The organism is Caenimonas sp. SL110 (genome assembly GCF_001044395.1).
Taxonomy (GTDB): domain Bacteria; phylum Pseudomonadota; class Gammaproteobacteria; order Burkholderiales; family Burkholderiaceae_C; genus Ramlibacter.
This window is the reverse complement of sequence record NZ_JANU01000006.1, coordinates 14,806-33,423: the sequence shown is the minus strand read 5'-3', so window position 1 is coordinate 33,423 and position 18,618 is coordinate 14,806. Positions and strand designations below refer to the sequence as shown.

Sequence of the window (18,618 nt, the reverse complement as noted above, 5' to 3'; positions counted from 1 at the left end):
CGCAGCGGTCGACCCGCTATCAAAAGAAAGCCGCCCTCGGGCGGCTTTCTGTCATGCGGCGCGGGGAGCCTCTTCAGGCCATCATCCCGGGCATCATGCGTAGTTCGTGGGGCAGGGCACTGGCAGCAGTGTGGGTCTCTGCAGCAATCCCCTCCCAGATGTGCGTGGCATGTCGTGCAACGTCCGATATCGCTTGCCACAACTCCTGGGCCGTCATCGCCTCGTCCAGGCGCACTCGCATGGTGATGATGACGTCGTCCGTGGCTGGATAGAGGCTGAAGACGCATTCGCCGCCATAGCCGCTGGTGTAGTTGGCTTCGAGCACCGCACGGACCAGCTCATCGCCCTTTTGTGGAAGCGCGCCGAGTCTCAATCGCACCTGCAGCAGCTTGGGGTCGTAGCCCGGTGCGTGTTCGAGCACAGCGTCGAGGTCGCCGATCCTGACCCGGCCGTGGTCGACCAGCCCCGAGGGGTCGGCCATGTTGGCTCGCTTGGCGAGGTCCTGCAGCAGCGCGTGATACTGTTCAGAGTTCATTTGGGATGGGTCCTGGGTTCAGGGCTTGAAGCTGTTCTGGTGGCGCAGATCGTGGGGTGCTTCATCATTTGAGGCGCGTGCCATGTTGACGATGCCTTCCCACATCTGGCTGCCGTGCTGCGCCACATCGGAGATTCCTTGCCAGAGCTCTTGCGCAGTCAGCGATTCCTGCAGCCGCACTTTCATGGTGATGATCACGTCGTCTGATTTGGGGTACAGGCTGAAGACGCATTCACCGCCGTAGCCGCTCACGTAGTTTGCTTCGAGGATTGCACGTGTGAGGTCCGTGGTGTCGGCAGGCATGGTTCCAAGCCGCATGCGAACCTGCAACAGCTTCTCGTCGTAGGCGGGAGAGTGTTCGAGCACGCAGTCCAGATCCTGGACCTTCAGCCGGCCGTTCTCCATCAGGGCCGATGGGTCGGCCAGGCCGGCCACACGGGCAAGGTCCTGCAATAGCAACATGTATTGCTCGGAAGTCATTCGGGGTCCTTTCTGGCTACCGGCGCGAGAGTCGCACTGGCTCAGACATTGAGTAACGACGCACAGCGGTTCGTTCCGGTGTCCGCACCAAAAAGCGGATCAGTCCACAAGCTCCATGATCTGGCGCCAATGCCTGGGCTCCACCGGCGTGATGGACAGGCGGTTTCCCTTTTTCAACACGACCAGGTCTTCGAGGCCGGGCGTCGCCCGCAGCTCGGGCAATGTGAGGTTGCGCGTCTTCTTGATAACCTGCACATCCACCAGTTGCCACCGGGGCTCATCGTTGCTGGATGCGGCGTCGTGATACGGCGACTTGCTGTCGAATTGTGTGGGGTCGGGGTAGGGTGTGGAAGCTACGCGTGCAATGCCCACGATGCCGGGTTCCGCGCAACTCGAGTGATAGAAAAGCACGCCGTCACCCACTCGCATCTGGTCCCGCATGAAGTTGCGCGCCTGGTAGTTGCGCACACCCGTCCAGGCCACCGTTGAATTCGGCGCTGCGAGCGCGTCGTCAACGGATACCTCTTGCGGTTCCGACTTCATCAACCAGTAGTTCTTCGCCATATGGCGCGGATTATGCAAAATGCTCCCGATGAAAAAATTCTCGCGATTCAGGCGTGCCCTGCTGGTCAATGGACTGCTGGCGCCGGCCATGGGGGCTGTGTCATTGGGAACTCGCGCACAATCGGCTGCACCTGTGCTTCACGGATCAGACCTCACCCATGCAGCTTTGCTGCGCGACACGGCGCTTGCCGCGCGACTGCCGTTCGAGCTGATGGCATCGCTCGTCAACGAGGTGGGCCCTCGCGCTGCAGGCACACCCGGCGACGCAAAGGCCGTGCAATGGGCAGTCGCGAACCTGACGCGGCTCGGATTCTCCAACGTGCGCGCAGAGCCGGTGCCGCTTGTCGCGTGGCAACGCGGCGCCACCAGCGGGGCGGTGACCGGCACCAATGGTCGCGAGCTGGTGGTGACCGGACTGGGCAACACCGTGGGCACGCCTGAGGCGGGCATCGAAGCCGAGGTCGTGTATTACGCGGACTTCATGGCCCTTCGCGGCGACACAAGCGACAGGGCCCGAGGGCGTATCGTTTTCATCGACGAAAAAATCACCCGCACGCGCGACGGTAGCGGCTATTCGCGGGGAATTCTCTCGCGCATCAGCGGCGCCGTGGAAGCCAGCCGACGTGGTGCGCTGGCCGTCGCGATCCGGTCGCTGGGCACCGACGCCGATCGCATCGCCCACACCGGTGCCTTGCGCTACGACCCGCAAGTCGCCTCGATTCCGGCGGTGGCCGTTTCCGTGCCCGATGCCGACTGGATAGCCGAACGCGCGGGCAAGGGTGAGCCGCTTCGCATGAGGCTTTTGATGGCTCGCACCTCGCGAATCCAGGCCATGTCGAACAACGTCATCGCGGAGATTCCCGGCACGGACCTCGCCGGCGAGATCGTGCTGATCGGCGCGCACCTTGATTCGTGGGACATCACGCCCGGCGCGCAGGATGATGCCGCTGGCGTTGGCATCGTGACTGCAGCGGCGCACGCCATCCTGAACGGCAAGCAAAAGCCTCGCCGCACGATACGCGTGGTCCTGTTTGCCAATGAGGAAAATGGCTTCGACGGCGCCCATGCGTACGCTGCGCGATACAAGGACACGCCCCACCAGCTCGTTGGGGAAAGCGACTTCGGGGCGGGCCGGATATGGCGGATTCGCAGCCGCGTGCGCGAAGCAGCGCTACCGGCCATCACGGCAATGGCTGACTTGCTCAGGCCGTTGGGCATCGCAGCCGAGGGTAACGAGGGCTCGGCCGGGCCCGATGCCGCCGTGCTGATGCGAACCAACAACTGGCCTGCCATTGACCTGACGCAGGACGGCACGAACTACTTCGACATCCATCACACGGTGGCCGACACGATCGACAAGGTCAATCCCGGCGACATGGCGCAAAACGCGGCGGCCTGGGCAACCGTGGCGTGGATCGCTGCGCAGGCCGACGTCGCTTTCGGTCCCATTGCGCCCCGGCGCTAGGAGCATCATGGCCAATCTGTATGACCATCTCGTTTTCTGGGCACGCTTGAGCCCAAAGGCTCCTGCGCTTCAAAGCCTCAAGATCGAGCTGAACTTCCTCCAGTTGCTTCGCCTGACCCGACGGTTTGCCACCGGCCTGCGCGAGGCAGGTGTGAAGCCCGGGCACGTCGTGATCGTGGCCACACCGAACAAGGACATCGACTGGATCGTGACGCTCGCCCTGATGCACGAGGGCGCGATCACGAATTCGACGCCGGGGTATGAGGCTGTGGGTTCTGGCCTTGCGCACGACTGGGTCGTCACGGACGCGCCGGAGCCCAAGCTCGATGGGACCAAAACCATTCGCCTGACCAACGAATGGATTGCGGCAGCGAAAGCAAGACGCGGCACCGTCACCCAGCGCCGTTACGAATCGGGCGCAAGCCCTGCGCGCATCTTCATGACCAGTGGCACAACCGGGCACAGCAAGGCGGTTGCATTGACGATGCACGATCTGGTTGCGCGTGCCCGGGCCAGCCTGGCGCTGCGCGGTCCTCACAACGCCATCTCGGTCATGGGCCTGGCGTCTGCGGGTGGGTTCAATTCGGCCGCTGCATCACTGATCGCCGGCCAGCCGGTTTACGCGAGCCGCAGTGTGGCCAGGACCGCCCACTGCATCACGCGTTTTTCAATCGAAGGCGTCTACGGATCTCCGGCGCAGATCGCCGCCGTTGTGAACGCGCTCAAGGGCCCGGGCGAACTGCCCAGTATCAAGAGTGTGCGCATTGCCGGTGGTGCGGTCTCGCAGGCGCTTGTGAAGAACATCGCGGAGCGCCTGTCTCCCAACATCATGACGATGTATGGCTCGACCGAGGCGGGCGGCATGGCCGCGCACCGACCGCAGGCCGACACCACGCCATCGGTTGCCGGCTACCTTCAGCCCGATGCGCAAGTCGAGATCGTGGATGCCGAAGGCAACGCCGTTGAAGCGGGTCAGGAAGGCTCCATCCGCATCCGCACCCCGCACATGGCGAACGGCTACTGGAAGAACCCCAAAGAGTCGGAGCGCTCTTTTCGTGGTGGCTGGTTCTATCCTGGCGACAGGGGCCGGTGGGGCCCGGGCAGGCTGCTGGAACTCGCGGGCCGTGACACCGATCTGCTCAACGCCGGCGGTGTCAAGGTCGACCCGGTGCCGCTGGAGCAGTTTCTCTGCGATGTCCCGGGTGTGCAGGATGCAGCCGTGTTCGTGGTGGAGGCGGCCAACGGAGCCGAGCAGTTGACCGCTGCGATCGTCTGCGCCGGTGAGATCGATGCCGACGAACTCCGGCGCGCATGTACTGCAAAGTTCGGGCTGGGTCGCGCGCCCAGGGTTTATATGCGGGCGAACGCAATCCCGCGAAACGAGGCCGGCAAGATCATTCGCGCGCGGCTGGGCACCCAATTCGCCCAGGAACTCAAATCAGCTTGAGCCGCTGCAGCACGCGGCGATAGCGTTCGACTTCTGATTCGACGAACGGCACGGCCTGCGCATGGCTGCGAAAGGCGGGCTCCTGGCCGGCTTCGACCAGGAAATCCGCGAAACCCTTGTTCTTGAGCATCGACTGCATGTGTCTTTCGTGCTCGGCGATCTGTGCTGCGGGGGTGCCCTTGAGCGCAAAGAGCCCGAACCAGCCCTGGATGTCGAAACGTCCGTGGCCCTGGGCCAGCATGGTCGGCACGTTGCCATCGGACAGCAGGGGCTTGTCGGCCAGCACGGCGAGGATCTTGGCCTTGCCCGCCTTCACCAGCGGTGCGATGTTGTTCCAGCCGAAGACACCGACCTGCACGCGGCCTTCACTCACATCCAGGTAAGCCTGCTGGTTGTTGCGGTAGGGGATGTGAATTCCGCGAGCGCCCAGGCGCTGCAGCAGCACTTCGGCTGCGACGTGGTTGGCGCTGCCGACATCGGCGCCGACGTAGCTGACCGGCTCTGCCTGCGCCCTGGCAAGGCGCTGGAACTCGTCGAGGTTGGAAGCCGGGAAGTCGCGGCCCGCAAACAGCACGAAGGGCGACGCAGCGAAGGTGCATACCGGCGTGAAATCGGTGACCGGATCGAACTCGAGCGCGGGCTTTGCAAGCAGGGGCGTGTTGCAGATGAGGCCGGAATTCGCCCAGAGCAAGGTGCGGCCGTCGGCGGGGCGTTTGAGCAGTGCGCGGGCAGCGATGACCCCAGCGCCGCCCGGCAGGTTGTCGATCAGGAAGTTGCCACCGGTTGCCTCGGACAGCAGCGTCGCGTATCGCCGCGCAAGCAGGTCGGCCAGCGACCCGGCGGAAAAGGGGACGATCAGCGTGCCCGACGTGGAGCCGGACGAGATACCTTGCGAAAACACACCCGACGCGGTAGTTGCGCTGGCGGTTGCGGCGGCAAGGCGGGAGGCAAATTGGCGGCGGGTGGTCATGGTGCTCAGCAGTTTAGAGCACAACCGGATCACTTCCGGCAAGCGATCTCAGATCACGGCGTCCAGCACCGTCGCCCATTTCGCCGAAAGTTGCCGGTACCCCGCTCGCGTCGGATGAATTTCGTTTTGCCAGTCGGCAGTCGGGGCGGTTTGCGTGTTTCCTGCCGGCACCAGAGTTCCTTGCGTATCGACCAGATGCACATGGGGATACTTCGCTGACATTGCCATGAGCAAGTCGCGGAGTCGGGTGAACAGTTCGCCGGCGACCGCATCCCAGTCGGCTTGGGGTATGTCAAATGCTTGCAACGCCTTCGACATCCACGGGCCGCAACCCATGCCTGCGCCACAATCGCGCGGTGAGGGCCGGTCATAGGTGTGCAGGATCAAGGGCACATTGCGGTTCTTGCTGGCCGGCTTGTCGCGCGCCTTGATGAGTTCGCCCAACACCGCATCGATATGGGCTTCGAACACCGCCCATCCCGCATCACTGATGTAGCGCATGCCTGCCGCCACGCTCGGCCCCCATTCGGCCTTGGTGCGCAGCAATCTTCTGGAAGGCGAAGGATCGGTCGATTGCGCAGCATCAACCAGGTCGTTGCCGCCGCCGGACAAGAAAATGGCGTCGAAAGCCATCGCCTGGGCTCCGTTGAGCAGCTGCAGGAAGGTTCTGCTTCGGGTGGTGTCGGCCATGTGGCTCAGCACGTTGCCAGGCGATGCGCAATTGATGATCACGCACGACCGCGAAAGCTTGAGCGAGAAAAGCAGGTTGGTCGTCAGCGGCGGGGGGAACGCGCCGATCGAAAACCAGGAGTCACCCTGCGCAAGACAGACCTTGCTGAACTGCTCGACGGGATAAGGCGATACCTCGCCTGCGCCCTTGTACTGGTCCACAGTGATCGTGATCGCAGGCAGTGCCATCGCCGGTCTCCCGAAGCTGCGCGATTTCGCGCCGATTCAGTTTAGGCGTGGCACATTCAGGACGCAATCAGCCGGCGAGCCCCACGTAGACGTTCTGCACGTCATCGTTCGAGTCGATGGCCGCCAGGAAGGCCTCGACTTCTTCCAGTTTCTCGGCGCCCAGGCTGGCTGGATCGACCGGATTCTTCGGCTTGTAGCCAAGCTTGGCGGACAGCACCGTGAAGCCGTGGGCGGGCAGGGCGCGACTCACGACGTCCAGGTCGGTTGCGTCGGTGATGAAGGTGGTCACGCCATCTTCGCCTGCGGCTTCGAAATCCTGGGCGCCCGCTTCAATGGCAGCCACTTCCGCATCGGCGCCTGCGGCTGACGGCTCGGCCTCGATCATGCCGACATGGTCAAAGTCCCACGACACCGATCCGGAGGTGCCCAATTGCCCCTTGCGAAACAGCACCCGCATCTCGGGCGCCGTGCGGTTCAGGTTGTCCGTGAGGCACTCGACCATCACCGCAACCTGGTGCGGCGCGAATCCTTCATAGATCACGCGTTCGTAGTGGATCACCTCGCCAGTAAGGCCTGCGCCTTTCTTGATGGCCCGGTCCAGTGTCTCCTTGGGCATGGACACCTTGCGCGCCTGCTCGACCACCAGCCGAAGGCGCGAGTTCGATGCGGGGTCGGCGCCGTTTCGCGCGGCGACCATGATGTCCTTGGCCAGTCGGCCAAAAAGTTTGCCACGGGCATCAGCAGCTTGCGCCTTGCCCTTTGCTTTCCATTGCGCGCCCATCGGTGCTCTCCTCGTTTTGTCCGTTTTATTTCTTGACCGAAATCAGCTCGACTTCGAAGTTCAATGTCGCGTTCGGCGGGATGACCCCGCCGCCAGCACCGCGCTCGCCATAGGCAATCGCACTCGGGCAGGTCAGCCTGGCCTTGCCGCCGGGCTTCATCATCTGCACGCCCTCGGTCCAGCACTTGATGACGCGGCTGAGCACGAACTCGGCGGGCTGCCCGCGCTTGTAGGAGCTGTCGAATTCCTTGCCGTCCAGCGTCGTGCCGCGGTAGTGCACGCTGACGGTATCGGAAGCGGCAGGCGAAGCGCCTGCGCCATCCTTGAGGGATTGATAGACCAGGCCGCTGGCGGTGGTGACGGGTGCAGCCTGCGCAATGGCGCTGCCGGTGAAAGCCATCGCAATGGCCGCTGAAATGATGAATGTACGCATCGGCACATTGTCCCTGAATTGGGTCGCCACCCGGCCGCCACCCGGCCGCTAAACTCGCCGCGATGGAACGCGCCCTCTTGTGCCGCCCGCAGGGTGGCCTGAACGACATGCTGAGCCGGATCGAGGTCTGCTGCCGGTACGCAGAACGATCGGGACGCCGGGTCATCGTCGACGCGAACTTCGGCGGTCCCTCGACCTTCAATGACGACCTGCGCCACTACTTCGAGTCGCTGCAGTCACGTTTGCTGCTGGGCCTGGACGAGACGCCTGAAGCGCTGGACGCCGCCACCGTCGCGCCGGAGTTCCTGCAAGGTCGCGTGTCCACCTACCAGGCGCAGCGGCGACCCAGGCCGGCACCAGGTGAGCGGCGCGAAGGGGACCTTGCGGCATGGATCGATACGCAAACGGGCAAGTTGCTCTCGTTCGACATGAACCGCTCGCACCCACACGACCTGCTGGTCCATCACGCCGATGGCCGCAACGAGGTGGCGATGTTTGCCTTGCTGCGGATGCGATTGACCAGCAAGGTAGCCGACGAACTCAAGCGAAGGCTCATCGCAATGGCCGGAGCCTACGACGCCGTGCACGTTCGGCACACCGACTACCGCAGCGACTATCTGCCGATACTGGAGCAGTTGCGCGATGCGACTCCCGGAAAGTTGTTTGTCGCCACCGACAACGCCGCCGTGCTGCACGAGTTCAGGCAGGCACTGGGCGAGCACCGTGTGTTTTCTTTTTCATCGCTGCCTGCCCAGGCCGGCGAGCCGCTTCACAGGACTGCATCGGCCGCAACCGACCTGTTCAACCGCAATCGCGACGCGATCGTCGATCTGCTGATGCTGGCTCTCTCACGCCAGCTGATGGTCGTCAAGCTGCAGGCGGGGTCCGGGTACGCCTACTCCGGCTATTCCGAACTGGCGAAGCGACTGTGGTCATCCAGGATCGTGCTGAAGCACCTGATTGCGCGAGACGATATCCAGCTTGGGCTGGATTGATGACGCGTATCGCCTAAAGTCGCTCCATGCCCGAACAAACCATCAACACCGGCATCTACAAGCTTTTTCCGTCGCCGCGCAACCGCGACCGGGAAATCTTCGCTCACGAAGTGTTCGTGCCACATCCCTACGCGCTCATCGATCCGCCGAGCTATCAACCCAAAGGGCGGTGGAGCCTTTTCGCGGCGCACCGGCTGGTCGACCGCAAGAACGGGCAACTGGTCACATTCGAGATCGAGGCCGATGCAGCACGCTTCAATGAACGGTTCGTGCCGGACTGATACAAGCCTCCAGTTCAAACCAAGCGGCGAAACCACACCAGGGACAGCAGGCCCGCCGTGAACATCAGCAGTGCACTTGCCAGTGCGAACAGGCCCGACAGTTCCGTCTCGCGTGTGATCACCTGCATGCGCGAGCCCAGGTTCTCGTAGACGTGAACGAGCTTTTCGGCGGTACCCGCGTGGTGGTACTCGCCACCGGTCATGCGTGCGACTTCGCGCAAGGTCGGCTCGTCCAGCTTGAGATAGATCGGCATGCCCTCGATGGACGATGCTTCGCCGTCCACGGTACCCAGTCCCACGACATAGATGCGCACGCCACGATCGGCTGCCATCTTCGCCGCTGCCAGCGTATCGATTCCCGTCGTGCGTCGCCCATCGCTGAGCAGGATGATCGCGCCGGACTTGTATGAGCCCGGTGCGACAGGCGTGATCTCTTTGGGAGGCGGCTTGTTCCTGTCGTCCAGGCTGCGGCCGGTGCGTCTGCTGCCAAACGTCAGCTCGCCCACGTCGATGCCGTGATCCGGGAACATCTCTGCCAGGGACAGCACGATGGCATTGCCCACCGCCGTCCCCATCTGCATCTGGAAGCCGTCGATCGCAGCGACCAGCGCTTCGCGATCGAGCGTCGTGCCCTGCGCCACCTGGCTGCTGCCCGCAAAGGTGATCAGGCCTACCTCGATCTCCTTGGGCAAATCGCGCAGGAACTGCTTCGCGGCCACCTGGGCGGCGACCAGCCGGGTGGGCTTGATATCGGTCACGCGCATGCTGAGCGAGACATCCATGGCCAGCATGATGGAGGACCGCGCCCACGGTAGCGGTATGCGAGCCATGGGACGCGCCGCAGCCAGCAGCATGGCCGCGAGTGCCAGCAAAAGAAGGCCGGGTGGAATGTGCCGACGCCAGTTGGAACCGGCCGCCGCGCTGACGATGTTCAGCGTGCTGTAGCGCAGCGCCGCCTTGCCGCGCCGGCGCAGCAACCAGAGGTACGCCACCGGCAGAAGCGGCAACGCAAGCAGCAACCACAGGGTTTGGGGCCAGAGGAACAGCATTGGCTTGAGAGCAGGGCGCGAGGGGATTTTTGCGGTGCAGCAACATCGTGCACGGGATGGGGCGGGTTGGCAACTGGGTGCGAACAGCGCAGAGTTTCGTGGCGGCTACTTGAGCGCCTGGAGTGGGGGTGGCAGACTGCGTATTCGTCCAAACCCGGGAGCACCCCATGCCAACTCAAGACGAAGAAATCGCGCGGCATCTTCGCGAGGCCCTCGCGTCCGGTGAACTGGCTGGAACCAAAGGGTTCGGCAAACCGCTGACGCAGGACGCGGGCTGGGAAGCAACGCCCGAGGCTCTGCGTATGCCTTTCAAGATTCTCAAGGATGCGGGCGTGGTGCCTGCCGAGGTCGAACTGTTTCATGAGCGGGCAGCACTGACGGCTGCCCTCGACGGTTGCCAATCTGAACCGGAGCGAGTGGTGCTGCGAAGAAGGCTGAGTGACCTGCAGCAAAAGATCACGCTGCGCCTGGAATCGTTGCGGATGAACGGTTCCCTGTGAACCGTTCAATCCCTGTCGCGCTTACTTCCCGCCGTAGATCACGTCGAACCTGTCCAGGTCCATTACCTTGGACCACGCCGCCACGAAGTCATTGACGAAATGCGCCTCGCCGTCGTTGGCGGCGTACACCTCCGACAGCGCGCGCAATTGCGCATTCGAGCCGAAGACCAGATCGGCGATCGTCGCCGTCCAGCGCAGCTCACCGGTCTTGCGGTCACGGCCTTCAAAGACACCGGGCGTGGTCTCCGATTTCTTCCATGCCGTGCGCATGTCCAGCAGGTTGATGAAGAAATCGGGCGAGAGTGTTCCGGCCCGTTGGGTGAACACACCGTGCGTCGAGTTGCCGGCATTCGCGCCGAGCGCACGCATGCCGCCGACCAGCGCGGTCATCTCCGGTGCGCTCAGGGTCAAGAGGCTCGCCTTGTCGATCAGGGCTGTCGCGGCAGTGGCTTGCGTATCGGGCCGCGCGTAGTTGCGAAAGCCATCGGCTGCAGGCTCCAGCACTTCAAATGAATCGACGTCGGTCTGATCCAGCGAAGCATCGGTGCGACCCGGCGTGAATGGCACCTTGACGTCGTGCCCGCCCTTGCGCGCTGCATCTTCCACCGCCGCGCAGCCGCCCAGCACGATGAGGTCAGCCAGCGATACCTTCTTGCCCCCGGTTGCGCCTGCATTGAATTTTTGCTGCACCGCTTCCAGCTTGGCCAACACCTGCGCAAGCTCGGCCGGTTCGTTGGCTGCCCAATCCTTCTGGGGCGCGAGCCGGATGCGCGCGCCGTTTGCACCGCCGCGCATGTCGGTGCCCCGGAACGTCGAAGCAGATGCCCACGCCGTCTTGACCAGCTGCTGGGTGGTCAGGCCCGATGCCAGCAACTGCGCCTTCAATGACTGGATATCGGCATCGTCAATCAGTGCGTGAGTCGCAGCCGGAACCGGGTCTTGCCAGATCAGGTCTTCCCTGGGCACCAGAGGGCCGAGATAGCGCACCTTGGGCCCCATGTCGCGATGGGTCAGCTTGAACCAGGCTCGCGCGAACGCGTCGGCAAACTCGGCCGGGTTTTGCATGAAGCGGCGCGAAATCTTTTCGTAGATCGGGTCCACGCGCAGCGCCATGTCGGCGGTCGTCATCATCGGCTGGTGGAACTTGCCGGGAATGTGCGCGTCCGGCACATTCGCACCGGCACCGCCCGTCGGGCGCCACTGATGCGCGCCAGCCGGGCTTTTGGTCAGCTCCCATTCAAAGCCGAACAGCGTTTCGAAGTAACCCATGTCCCACTGTGTCGGAGTCGATTTCCAGGCACCTTCGATTCCGCTGGTGATGGTGTGGGCGCCGATGCCGGATTCGAACGAGTTCTTCCAGCCCAGGCCGAGCTCTTCGATGTTGGAGCCTTCGGGCTCCGCTCCGACGAGCTTTGCATCGCCCGCGCCGTGGGCCTTGCCAAAGGTGTGCCCGCCTGCAACCAGGGCCACGGTCTCTTCATCGTCCATCGCCATGCGTGCGAACGTGTCGCGGATATCGCGCCCGGATGCAACCGGGTCTGGCTTGCCGTTCGGGCCTTCGGGGTTCACGTAGATCAGGCCCATCTGCACGGCAGCCAGCGGCCTGGCGAGCTCACGTTCGCCGCTGTAGCGCTCATCGCCCAGCCAGGTCGATTCAGGGCCCCAGTCGATGGGTTGCGGCTCCCAGATGTCTTCGCGTCCGCCGCCAAAACCGAATGTCTTGAAGCCCATCGACTCGAGTGCGACGTTGCCCGTCAGGATCATCAGGTCGGCCCACGAGATCTTGCGGCCGTACTTCTGCTTGATCGGCCACAGAAGGCGCCGCGCCTTGTCCAGGTTGCCGTTGTCGGGCCAGCTGTTGAGCGGTGCGAAGCGTTGCTCGCCTGACCGTGCGCCGCCGCGTCCGTCAAAGATGCGATAGGTGCCCGCAGCGTGCCACGCCATGCGGATGAAGAAGGGACCGTAATGACCGTAATCAGCGGGCCACCAGTCCTGCGAATCGGTCATCAGCGCATGAAGGTCCTTGATGACGGCGTCGAGATCGAGCGTCTTGAATTCGGCCTTGTAGTCGAAGTCCTGGACCATCGGGTTGGAAAGCTCGGACTGGTGGTTCAGCAGGCCAAGGTTGAGCTGGTCCGGCCACCAGTTGGCGTTGTTTCGTGTGGGCTTGGGCTTGTGTGCGACGGGGCACTGGGCATCTGAACTCATGGCTGAAATCTCCTGTGATGCGACTGTAGGCTTTCGAGGACCCGACAGGGAGGTTCATCACAATCCCGGATGAGCTTGTGGGGTCATTCATTCACTCGACGCGTATGAATGTTCCCCGAACCTGCTGGCGATCGAGCATGTCGAAGTGCCACCACTCATTGTCAACGCCGGTGAAGCCGCTATCGATGAGCACACCCCGCAGCAGTTGGCGGTTGCGCACCTGCCATGCTGTCAGCTCGCCATTGGCCAGGTGCATGTCTTCCAGCCGTGGATGGGACAGCTCGGTCATTTCGTCGAAGCCGCTTCCCATGTCGAGCTCCTTGCCCTGCGGATCGAGGATGGTCGCATCGAGCGCCATGCCGAACGAGTGAATCGAGCCGCGCGCCGGATCGGCCACGTACTGGCGCAAGTCGGTGCCCTCCAGGTGATCCCACAGCAGGATCTGGACGCGATGAGGCCGCAGTGCATCGAGCACGAGCAGGCGATGTCCGGGCGCTCGCTCCTGCAGCAAAACCGCCGCGCGAGACAGGCCGGCGGCGGCAAGTTCATGCAGCCAGGCGCAGTCGAGCGTGCCGTAGAGGTTGCGCCCGACGAAGTTGTCTTCGCTGGCGTAGCGCAGGTCGACCGTGATGTTGGGGATGGAGGCCAACCGCAGGAAACCGTGGCCGGGAGAGAGGTCTTCGCACAGCATTCATCCGAGGATAGCGGCAAAGAAAAGTCCATCGCATACGATCAGCCAATGCCCTACACCGTCGCCGTCCGCGCACTTTGCGAGTTCACCGCCAAGCGCGGCGACCTGGACCTGCGGTTCACGCCTTCGCCGTCGGCGCAGGAGGGTATTGCCGGGCACCAGTTCGTGGCGAGCCGTCGCGGCGACGCCTATGAAACCGAGGTCAGCCTGAGCGCTGAGTTCGGCCCGCTCACCGTTCGCGGCCGCGCCGATGGCTATGACCGTATGCAGAACCGCCTCGAAGAGATCAAGACGCATCGCGGCGACTTGTCCCGGCAACCCGCAAACCATCGTCACCTGCACTGGGCGCAGCTCAAGGTTTACGGCGCGCTGCTTTGCGAGGCGAGGGCGTTGCAGGATGTGACGCTGGCGTTGGTGTACTTCGACATTGCGTCGCAGACCGAGACAGTCTTCACCGAAATCCACACGGCTGTGCAGCTGCGTGAATTCTTCGAGGCGCAATGCCGTGATTTCACGGCCTGGGCCGAGCAGGAAATGGCGCACCGCGAGGGCAGGAACGACTGCCTTGCAACGCTCGCGTTTCCGCATCCGGCGTTTCGCACGGGCCAGCGTGAGTTGGCCGAGTCTGTGTACAAGGGCGCCGCGACAGGCCGCTGCGTGATGGCGCAGGCGCCCACCGGCATCGGCAAGACAGTCGGCACCACCTTCGCGATGCTCAAGGCGATGAAGCCCCAGAAGCTCGACAAGGTGTTCTATCTCACGGCCAAGTCCACCGGCAGGCGCATGGCGCTCGATGCCGCACAGCTGATTGGTGACAGCGCGCCTTCGCTGAATCTGCGGGTGCTGGAGCTGGTGGCGCGCGACAAGGCCTGCGAGCATAGAGACAAGGCCTGCCACGGCGACTCGTGTCCGCTGGCAAGCGGCTTCTACGACCGGCTGCCTGCAGCACGCCTGGAATGCGTCGCGTCCAAGATGACCGACAGCACGGCCGTTCGCACGGTTGCGCTCAAGCACCAGGTCTGCCCGTATTACCTCGGGCAGGAACTCGTGCGATGGGCCGATCTGGTCATCGGCGACTTCAACTATTACTTCGACAGCAGCGCGATGCTGCACGGTATGACGACAGGCAACGACTGGCGAGTCGGCGTGCTGGCGGACGAGGCGCACAACCTGGTCGAGCGCGCCCGCGCTATGTACTCGGTATCGCTCGGCCAGGCGCCCCTTCGCGGCGTGCGGCTTTCTGCGCCGGTGGCCATCAAACCCGCGCTGGATAAATTCAATCGCAGCTGGACTGCGCTGCGCAAGGCACCTTTGCAGGCCGACGGAACGCTCGACTCGCTTCCGGCCAGCTTCACCAACGCGCTCAAGCAAGCGGTGACCGCGGTCGAGTCTCATCTGGCTGAAGCGCAGCCCGGCGCAGTCGATGGCGCGCTGCAACAGTTCTATTTCGACATGCTGGGTTTCCAGAGGTTGGCCGAGTCATTCGGATCGCATTCGCTGATCGAACTGGCATCGGAATCAGTGGCGTTCGGCAAGCCTTCAACCACCGTGCGCATCCAGAACCTGGTCCCGGCGCCTTTCCTGAAACCGCGCTTTGCGTCTGCGCGCAGTGCGACCTTGTTCTCTGCAACGCTCAACCCGCCGCGCTACTACATGGACATGCTCGGCCTGCCCGATGACACGGCGTGGATCGATGTGCAGTCGCCGTTCAGCGCGGATCAGTTGCAGGTCAAAGTCGTGAGCCAGATATCGACGCGCTTTCCCGATCGCCAGCGTTCTGCAGCTCCGATTGCCCGGCTCATCGCGCAGCAATTCGACGAGCAGGCGGGCAACTACCTCGCGTTTTTCAGCAGCTTTGATTACCTGGATCTGGTGGCTGGCGAATTTGAACGGCTGTTCCCGCAAGTGCCGATGTGGACGCAATCGCGCGGCATGGACGAGGGCGCGCGCCGGGCGTTCATCGACCGGTTTGCGCCGGGTGGCGCGGGTGTTGGGTTCGCGGTGCTCGGTGGCAGCTTTGGCGAGGGCATTGATCTGCGTGGCGACCGGCTTGTTGGTGCATTTGTCGCGACGCTGGGATTGCCTCAGGTGAACCAGCGCAATGAGCAGCTCAAGGCCCATCTTGAAGCGGCGTTCGGGTCGGGCTATGACTACACCTATCTGTATCCGGGGATCCAGAAAGTGGTGCAGGCGGCGGGGCGGGTGATCCGGACGCAGGAGGATCAGGGCGTGGTGTACCTGATCGATGACCGGTTTGCACGCGCGCAGGTGCGGGAGCTATTGCCAGCCTGGTGGCGGGTTGTCATGCCGGACTCGATCCGGCATCCATGACTTCAGGGATCTATGCAGATGACGGAAATCTCAAATCCTGCAACGACCTGAAACTGCGCTTCGCACCGGTCAACGGATCCGTGAACGCAATGCCCTGCGCAAGGAGCCGAAGCGGATTGCCCACATCATCTCCCGCCTGCCCGAGCAGCTGCGGATAAATCCGGTCCCCCAGAATGGGCAAACCCAGTGCAGCCATGTGCACCCTCAACTGATGCCGCTTGCCGCTGGCGGGTCGCAGAAGGTAACGCGCCCACGCGCCCTGCGTTTCCAGCAGCTCGATGTCTGTTGTTGAATTGGCGACGGCGCCCGAACCAGCATCGGCTTCGCGCATCTGCATGAAGTGTTCGCTGGTGACCAGCCGGCTGCTGCGCGTGAGCGGGAACGCGATCCGCGCGTCGAAGGGCGCAATCGCCTCGTAGCGCTTGTCCACTTCACGCCTGGCAAAAATCGCCTGATACCCCGCGCACATCGAACGCTTCTTCGCAAACATCACAACACCTGCGGTCTCGCGGTCGATGCGGTGAATCGGCGTCAGTTCAGGTTCGTCCAGTAGCCTGCGAAGGCGCACGAGCAGGGTCTCCTGCAGGTACTGGCCCGATGGCGTTACCGGCAGGAAGTGCGGCTTGTCAGCGACGACAAGCAACTCATCTTCGAACAGCACGGCTGCTGTCGCTGCGTTCACCGCTTCGTTTGCAACGGTGCGGTAGTAAAAGAGCTTGCCGTGCGGCACGTACGCCTGCGCCGGTGTGACGGCATGGCCCGCCGAATCCAGCACGTCGCCGCTGGACATGCGGTCTATCCATTCATTCGCGCTGATCGCAGGAAACCGCTCCACCAGAAAGTCCAGCACGCACATCCACGGACCTGCAGGCAGCGAGACCTGGCTCGCGCCAACGCCGTCGCGCACCGGCAGCATGCTTACTGCTCGCCTGCAAGCGCGAGGCGGCGCGCGCGCTGCAACCGCCACTGCCCGTCGGGCTCGCCCTGGTACACGTCTTCCAGCGTGGTCGATGTTTCGTGCAGCTTCGTATCGAGCGCGACGCGGTTGTCGAAGACAAAGCATTCGCCGGTCCAGTCGCGCTGCGCGTCAGGCATCTGCTGGAAGAAGTTGAGGATGCCGCCTTCGAGCTGGTAGACCGGCATATCCATCTCGCGCATCCAGGCGCTGGTTTTTTCGCAGCGGATGCCGCCGGTGCAATACATCGCAACGCGTTTGCCCTGCGCTTTCCACTCGTCCACATGCGCACGAACGTACTCGGGAAAGTCGCGAAAATTCTGCACCAGCGGATCGATCGCGCCTTCAAAGTGGCCGAGCCGGTATTCAAAGCTGTTGCGGTTGTCCAGCAGCACCACGTCGGGCTGCCGGATCAACTCGCGCCACTCCTGCGGGCTGACGTCGATGCCGGTCTGGCGCGCATCCACGCCGTCGATTCCCAGCGGCACGATCTCTTTCTTGACGTGAACCTTGAGCTTGGCAAAGGGGCGCGTGATGCAGTCGCTGCGCTTGAAAACCATGCCGCTGAAAGCGCCCGAAAACACCGCATCGCCCAGCAGTGCCTGCTCGACGCGCGTCACCACGGCCTGCGTCCCGGCCAGCATGCCGTTGATGCCTTCGGGCGCGACGAGAACGCTGCCGGTCACTGCACCCGGCCCCTGCGAAGCGAGCAATTCGCGCAGCGCCGCTGCGACCTGCTCGGGGTCGGCCAGGGGAGAGAATTTGTAGAAGGCGGTGTGGACCAGGTCGTCGTTCGGATGCATGGCGCATTTTCCCATCAGAAGATGGACAGTCCCGTGCGGGCAGTGAACATCTCCAGCGCCTTCATGCCCAGCAGCGAATTGCCGCTGGCCTCCAGCGCGGGAGACCAGACGCACATCGTCAGCTTGTCGGGCACAACAGCCACAATGCCGCCGCCGACGCCGCTCTTGCACGGCAGGCCGATGCGAAACGCAAATTCGCCCGCTGCGTCGTAGGTGCCGCAGGTGAGCATCAGCGAATTGATGCGGCGCGTCTGGCGCTCGGAAAGCAGCGGCTCCCCTGCAAACGGGTGCGCGCCGTCGCGGCAGAGAAAGCCCGCAGCGCGCGCGAGCTGCAGGCAATTCATGCTGACCGAGCAATGATGAAAGTACGCATCGAGCACCTCGGACACATCGTTGTCGATACGGCCGAAGCTCTTCATGAAATTGGCAAGCGCCGCGTTGCGAAAGCCCGTCGATGCTTCCGATGCGGCAACCTCCTCGTCGAAGTGCACCGTTTCGCCGCACAGGCTGGACAGCAGCGCCAGCATTTGCGCTTTGGCGTCGAACAAGGTCACCAGCCGGTCGGTGACCGCGAGCGCGCCCGCATTGATGAACGGGTTGCGCGGAATGCCTTGCTCGGACTCGAGCTGCACCAGCGAATTGAACGGGTTGCCGGACGGCTCGCGCCCGATGCGCTCCCAGATCGCTTCACCCATCTCGCGCATGCCCAGCGTCAGCGAAAACAGCTTGGAAAGGCTCTGGATCGAGAACGGCGTGAGGCTGTCACCGGCGTGCGCTTCCTGGCCGTCGCAGGTACGCAGCGCAATGCCCAACTGCAGGGGCGACACGCGGGCCAGGGCAGGGATGTAGCTGGCAACCTGGCCCTCCAGGCCCAGCTGCGGACGCAGGCTTGCAACGATTTCTTCAAGAACGGGTTGGAAATCCATGGCGCATTCTGACGTGGACCGTAAGATGCGCGCAGGCAACCTGCCTGCAAACTGGAGAGAAATCATGACCCTGGATGAGTACAACGCAGCCGTGAAACAGATCATGGGCGAGCAACAGAAGATGGCCCAGGAGACGGCGCAGCTCGCCATGTCCGGCAAGGCCAACCCGACCAGCCCCGAATTCGCCCAGATCATGACCAAGCAGTGGTCGCTGATCCAGCAGATGGCCAAGCTCAATACCGACCTGATGATGGGCGTGATGTCGCCGAAAAAATAACGGCGCTCC

General features: G+C 63.3%; 20 protein-coding genes. 7 read left to right on the top strand and 13 right to left on the bottom strand.

Annotated features, from left to right (window positions below):
• Positions 1 to 73 precede the first annotated feature (73 nt).
• The 3 genes from AQ12_RS03800 to AQ12_RS03790 all read right to left on the bottom strand — a co-directional run bounded on the left by AQ12_RS03800 (position 74) and on the right by AQ12_RS03790 (position 1,579).
• Complete coding sequence (locus tag AQ12_RS03800) at positions 74 to 535, bottom strand: CesT family type III secretion system chaperone (RefSeq protein WP_048438544.1); 462 nt, start codon at positions 533 to 535, stop codon at positions 74 to 76.
• 18 nt (positions 536 to 553) lie between these two features.
• A complete protein-coding gene (locus tag AQ12_RS03795) occupies positions 554 to 1,015 on the bottom strand; it encodes a CesT family type III secretion system chaperone (protein ID WP_082151395.1) in 462 nt (153 codons plus the stop codon).
• 99 nt (positions 1,016 to 1,114) lie between these two features.
• The gene (locus AQ12_RS03790; protein ID WP_048438542.1) at positions 1,115 to 1,579 is read right to left on the bottom strand and encodes an EVE domain-containing protein; all 465 of its coding nucleotides are present in this window, start codon (positions 1,577 to 1,579) and stop codon (positions 1,115 to 1,117) included.
• A 28-nt stretch (positions 1,580 to 1,607) separates the two neighbouring features.
• Between AQ12_RS03790 and AQ12_RS03785 the strand changes: the two genes are divergently transcribed.
• Both AQ12_RS03785 and AQ12_RS03780 read left to right on the top strand, forming a co-directional pair.
• Complete coding sequence (locus AQ12_RS03785) at positions 1,608 to 3,044, top strand: M28 family peptidase (protein WP_053076543.1); 1,437 nt, start codon at positions 1,608 to 1,610, stop codon at positions 3,042 to 3,044.
• Between the two features lie 7 nt (positions 3,045 to 3,051).
• Complete coding sequence (locus AQ12_RS03780; RefSeq protein WP_048438541.1) at positions 3,052 to 4,491, top strand: class I adenylate-forming enzyme family protein; 1,440 nt, start codon at positions 3,052 to 3,054, stop codon at positions 4,489 to 4,491.
• Here the strand turns inward: AQ12_RS03780 and AQ12_RS03775 are convergent.
• From AQ12_RS03775 to AQ12_RS03760, 4 genes are all read right to left on the bottom strand, one after another.
• On the bottom strand, positions 4,478 to 5,461 hold the full coding sequence (locus AQ12_RS03775) for a tripartite tricarboxylate transporter substrate binding protein (protein WP_048438540.1): 984 nt from the start codon (positions 5,459 to 5,461) through the stop codon (positions 4,478 to 4,480). The genes AQ12_RS03780 and AQ12_RS03775 overlap by 14 nt on opposite strands.
• Before the next feature lie 48 nt (positions 5,462 to 5,509).
• A complete protein-coding gene (locus tag AQ12_RS03770; RefSeq protein ID WP_053076542.1) occupies positions 5,510 to 6,379 on the bottom strand; it encodes a hypothetical protein in 870 nt (289 codons plus the stop codon).
• 67 nt (positions 6,380 to 6,446) lie between these two features.
• Positions 6,447 to 7,160, bottom strand: a complete 714-nt coding sequence (locus tag AQ12_RS03765) for a YebC/PmpR family DNA-binding transcriptional regulator (RefSeq protein WP_048438539.1) — start codon at positions 7,158 to 7,160, stop codon at positions 6,447 to 6,449.
• A gap of 25 nt (positions 7,161 to 7,185) precedes the next feature.
• Entirely contained in the window at positions 7,186 to 7,593 is a 408-nt protein-coding gene (locus AQ12_RS03760) for an FKBP-type peptidyl-prolyl cis-trans isomerase (protein ID WP_048438538.1), read from the bottom strand.
• A gap of 62 nt (positions 7,594 to 7,655) precedes the next feature.
• Here AQ12_RS03760 and AQ12_RS03755 point away from each other — a divergent pair, with 62 nt between their 5' ends.
• Positions 7,656 to 8,588: a hypothetical protein gene (locus AQ12_RS03755; RefSeq protein ID WP_048438537.1), complete on the top strand. Its 933-nt coding sequence runs from the start codon at positions 7,656 to 7,658 to the stop codon at positions 8,586 to 8,588.
• A gap of 26 nt (positions 8,589 to 8,614) precedes the next feature.
• Entirely contained in the window at positions 8,615 to 8,869 is a 255-nt protein-coding gene (locus AQ12_RS03750; protein WP_048438536.1) for a hypothetical protein, read from the top strand.
• Between the two features lie 14 nt (positions 8,870 to 8,883).
• Here AQ12_RS03750 and AQ12_RS03745 read toward each other — a convergent pair whose 3' ends face one another.
• Positions 8,884 to 9,918, bottom strand: coding sequence for a VWA domain-containing protein (locus tag AQ12_RS03745; RefSeq protein ID WP_048438535.1), 1,035 nt, complete (start codon positions 9,916 to 9,918; stop codon positions 8,884 to 8,886).
• A gap of 128 nt (positions 9,919 to 10,046) precedes the next feature.
• Here AQ12_RS03745 and AQ12_RS03740 point away from each other — a divergent pair, with 128 nt between their 5' ends.
• A complete protein-coding gene (locus AQ12_RS03740; RefSeq protein ID WP_238587642.1) occupies positions 10,047 to 10,418 on the top strand; it encodes a DUF1992 domain-containing protein in 372 nt (123 codons plus the stop codon).
• Between the two features lie 21 nt (positions 10,419 to 10,439).
• On the opposite strand, the gene katG is transcribed toward AQ12_RS03740, so the two are convergent.
• Positions 10,440 to 12,626: a catalase/peroxidase HPI gene (gene katG / locus AQ12_RS03735; protein ID WP_048438533.1), complete on the bottom strand. Its 2,187-nt coding sequence runs from the start codon at positions 12,624 to 12,626 to the stop codon at positions 10,440 to 10,442.
• A gap of 91 nt (positions 12,627 to 12,717) precedes the next feature.
• Positions 12,718 to 13,317, bottom strand: coding sequence for a M15 family metallopeptidase (locus AQ12_RS03730; RefSeq protein WP_048438532.1), 600 nt, complete (start codon positions 13,315 to 13,317; stop codon positions 12,718 to 12,720).
• A 48-nt stretch (positions 13,318 to 13,365) separates the two neighbouring features.
• On the opposite strand from AQ12_RS03730, the gene AQ12_RS03725 reads away from it, so the two are divergent.
• The gene (locus tag AQ12_RS03725; RefSeq protein WP_048438531.1) at positions 13,366 to 15,648 is read left to right on the top strand and encodes an ATP-dependent DNA helicase; all 2,283 of its coding nucleotides are present in this window, start codon (positions 13,366 to 13,368) and stop codon (positions 15,646 to 15,648) included.
• 10 nt (positions 15,649 to 15,658) lie between these two features.
• Here the strand turns inward: AQ12_RS03725 and AQ12_RS03720 are convergent, their stop codons facing one another.
• From AQ12_RS03720 to AQ12_RS03710, 3 genes are read right to left on the bottom strand one after another with little or no spacing between them, the layout of a single operon-like run.
• Complete coding sequence (locus AQ12_RS03720; RefSeq protein WP_048438530.1) at positions 15,659 to 16,564, bottom strand: pseudouridine synthase; 906 nt, start codon at positions 16,562 to 16,564, stop codon at positions 15,659 to 15,661.
• Positions 16,565 to 16,566: 2 nt separating this feature from the next.
• Positions 16,567 to 17,406, bottom strand: coding sequence for a rhodanese domain-containing protein (locus AQ12_RS03715; RefSeq protein WP_152682661.1), 840 nt, complete (start codon positions 17,404 to 17,406; stop codon positions 16,567 to 16,569).
• A gap of 14 nt (positions 17,407 to 17,420) precedes the next feature.
• The gene (locus AQ12_RS03710) at positions 17,421 to 18,332 is read right to left on the bottom strand and encodes a glutaminase (protein ID WP_048438528.1); all 912 of its coding nucleotides are present in this window, start codon (positions 18,330 to 18,332) and stop codon (positions 17,421 to 17,423) included.
• A 64-nt stretch (positions 18,333 to 18,396) separates the two neighbouring features.
• On the opposite strand from AQ12_RS03710, the gene AQ12_RS03705 reads away from it, so the two are divergent.
• Positions 18,397 to 18,609 carry a hypothetical protein gene (locus AQ12_RS03705; protein WP_152682660.1) on the top strand — a complete coding sequence of 71 codons (213 nt, stop codon included), beginning with the start codon at positions 18,397 to 18,399 and terminating at the stop codon, positions 18,607 to 18,609.
• Positions 18,610 to 18,618: the final 9 nt, after the last annotated feature.

Coding starts and splice junctions, on each gene's coding strand:
- AQ12_RS03800 (WP_048438544.1), bottom strand. CDS start 535: ATGAACTCTGAACAGTATCACGCGCTGCTGCAGGACCTCGCCAAGCGA.
- AQ12_RS03795 (WP_082151395.1), bottom strand. CDS start 1,015: ATGACTTCCGAGCAATACATGTTGCTATTGCAGGACCTTGCCCGTGTG.
- AQ12_RS03790 (WP_048438542.1), bottom strand. CDS start 1,579: ATGGCGAAGAACTACTGGTTGATGAAGTCGGAACCGCAAGAGGTATCC.
- AQ12_RS03785 (WP_053076543.1), top strand. CDS start 1,608: ATGAAAAAATTCTCGCGATTCAGGCGTGCCCTGCTGGTCAATGGACTG.
- AQ12_RS03780 (WP_048438541.1), top strand. CDS start 3,052: ATGGCCAATCTGTATGACCATCTCGTTTTCTGGGCACGCTTGAGCCCA.
- AQ12_RS03775 (WP_048438540.1), bottom strand. CDS start 5,461: ATGACCACCCGCCGCCAATTTGCCTCCCGCCTTGCCGCCGCAACCGCC.
- AQ12_RS03770 (WP_053076542.1), bottom strand. CDS start 6,379: ATGGCACTGCCTGCGATCACGATCACTGTGGACCAGTACAAGGGCGCA.
- AQ12_RS03765 (WP_048438539.1), bottom strand. CDS start 7,160: ATGGGCGCGCAATGGAAAGCAAAGGGCAAGGCGCAAGCTGCTGATGCC.
- AQ12_RS03760 (WP_048438538.1), bottom strand. CDS start 7,593: ATGCGTACATTCATCATTTCAGCGGCCATTGCGATGGCTTTCACCGGC.
- AQ12_RS03755 (WP_048438537.1), top strand. CDS start 7,656: ATGGAACGCGCCCTCTTGTGCCGCCCGCAGGGTGGCCTGAACGACATG.
- AQ12_RS03750 (WP_048438536.1), top strand. CDS start 8,615: ATGCCCGAACAAACCATCAACACCGGCATCTACAAGCTTTTTCCGTCG.
- AQ12_RS03745 (WP_048438535.1), bottom strand. CDS start 9,918: ATGCTGTTCCTCTGGCCCCAAACCCTGTGGTTGCTGCTTGCGTTGCCG.
- katG (WP_048438533.1), bottom strand. CDS start 12,626: ATGAGTTCAGATGCCCAGTGCCCCGTCGCACACAAGCCCAAGCCCACA.
- AQ12_RS03730 (WP_048438532.1), bottom strand. CDS start 13,317: ATGCTGTGCGAAGACCTCTCTCCCGGCCACGGTTTCCTGCGGTTGGCC.
- AQ12_RS03725 (WP_048438531.1), top strand. CDS start 13,366: ATGCCCTACACCGTCGCCGTCCGCGCACTTTGCGAGTTCACCGCCAAG.
- AQ12_RS03720 (WP_048438530.1), bottom strand. CDS start 16,564: ATGCTGCCGGTGCGCGACGGCGTTGGCGCGAGCCAGGTCTCGCTGCCT.
- AQ12_RS03715 (WP_152682661.1), bottom strand. CDS start 17,406: ATGCATCCGAACGACGACCTGGTCCACACCGCCTTCTACAAATTCTCT.
- AQ12_RS03710 (WP_048438528.1), bottom strand. CDS start 18,332: ATGGATTTCCAACCCGTTCTTGAAGAAATCGTTGCAAGCCTGCGTCCG.
- AQ12_RS03705 (WP_152682660.1), top strand. CDS start 18,397: ATGACCCTGGATGAGTACAACGCAGCCGTGAAACAGATCATGGGCGAG.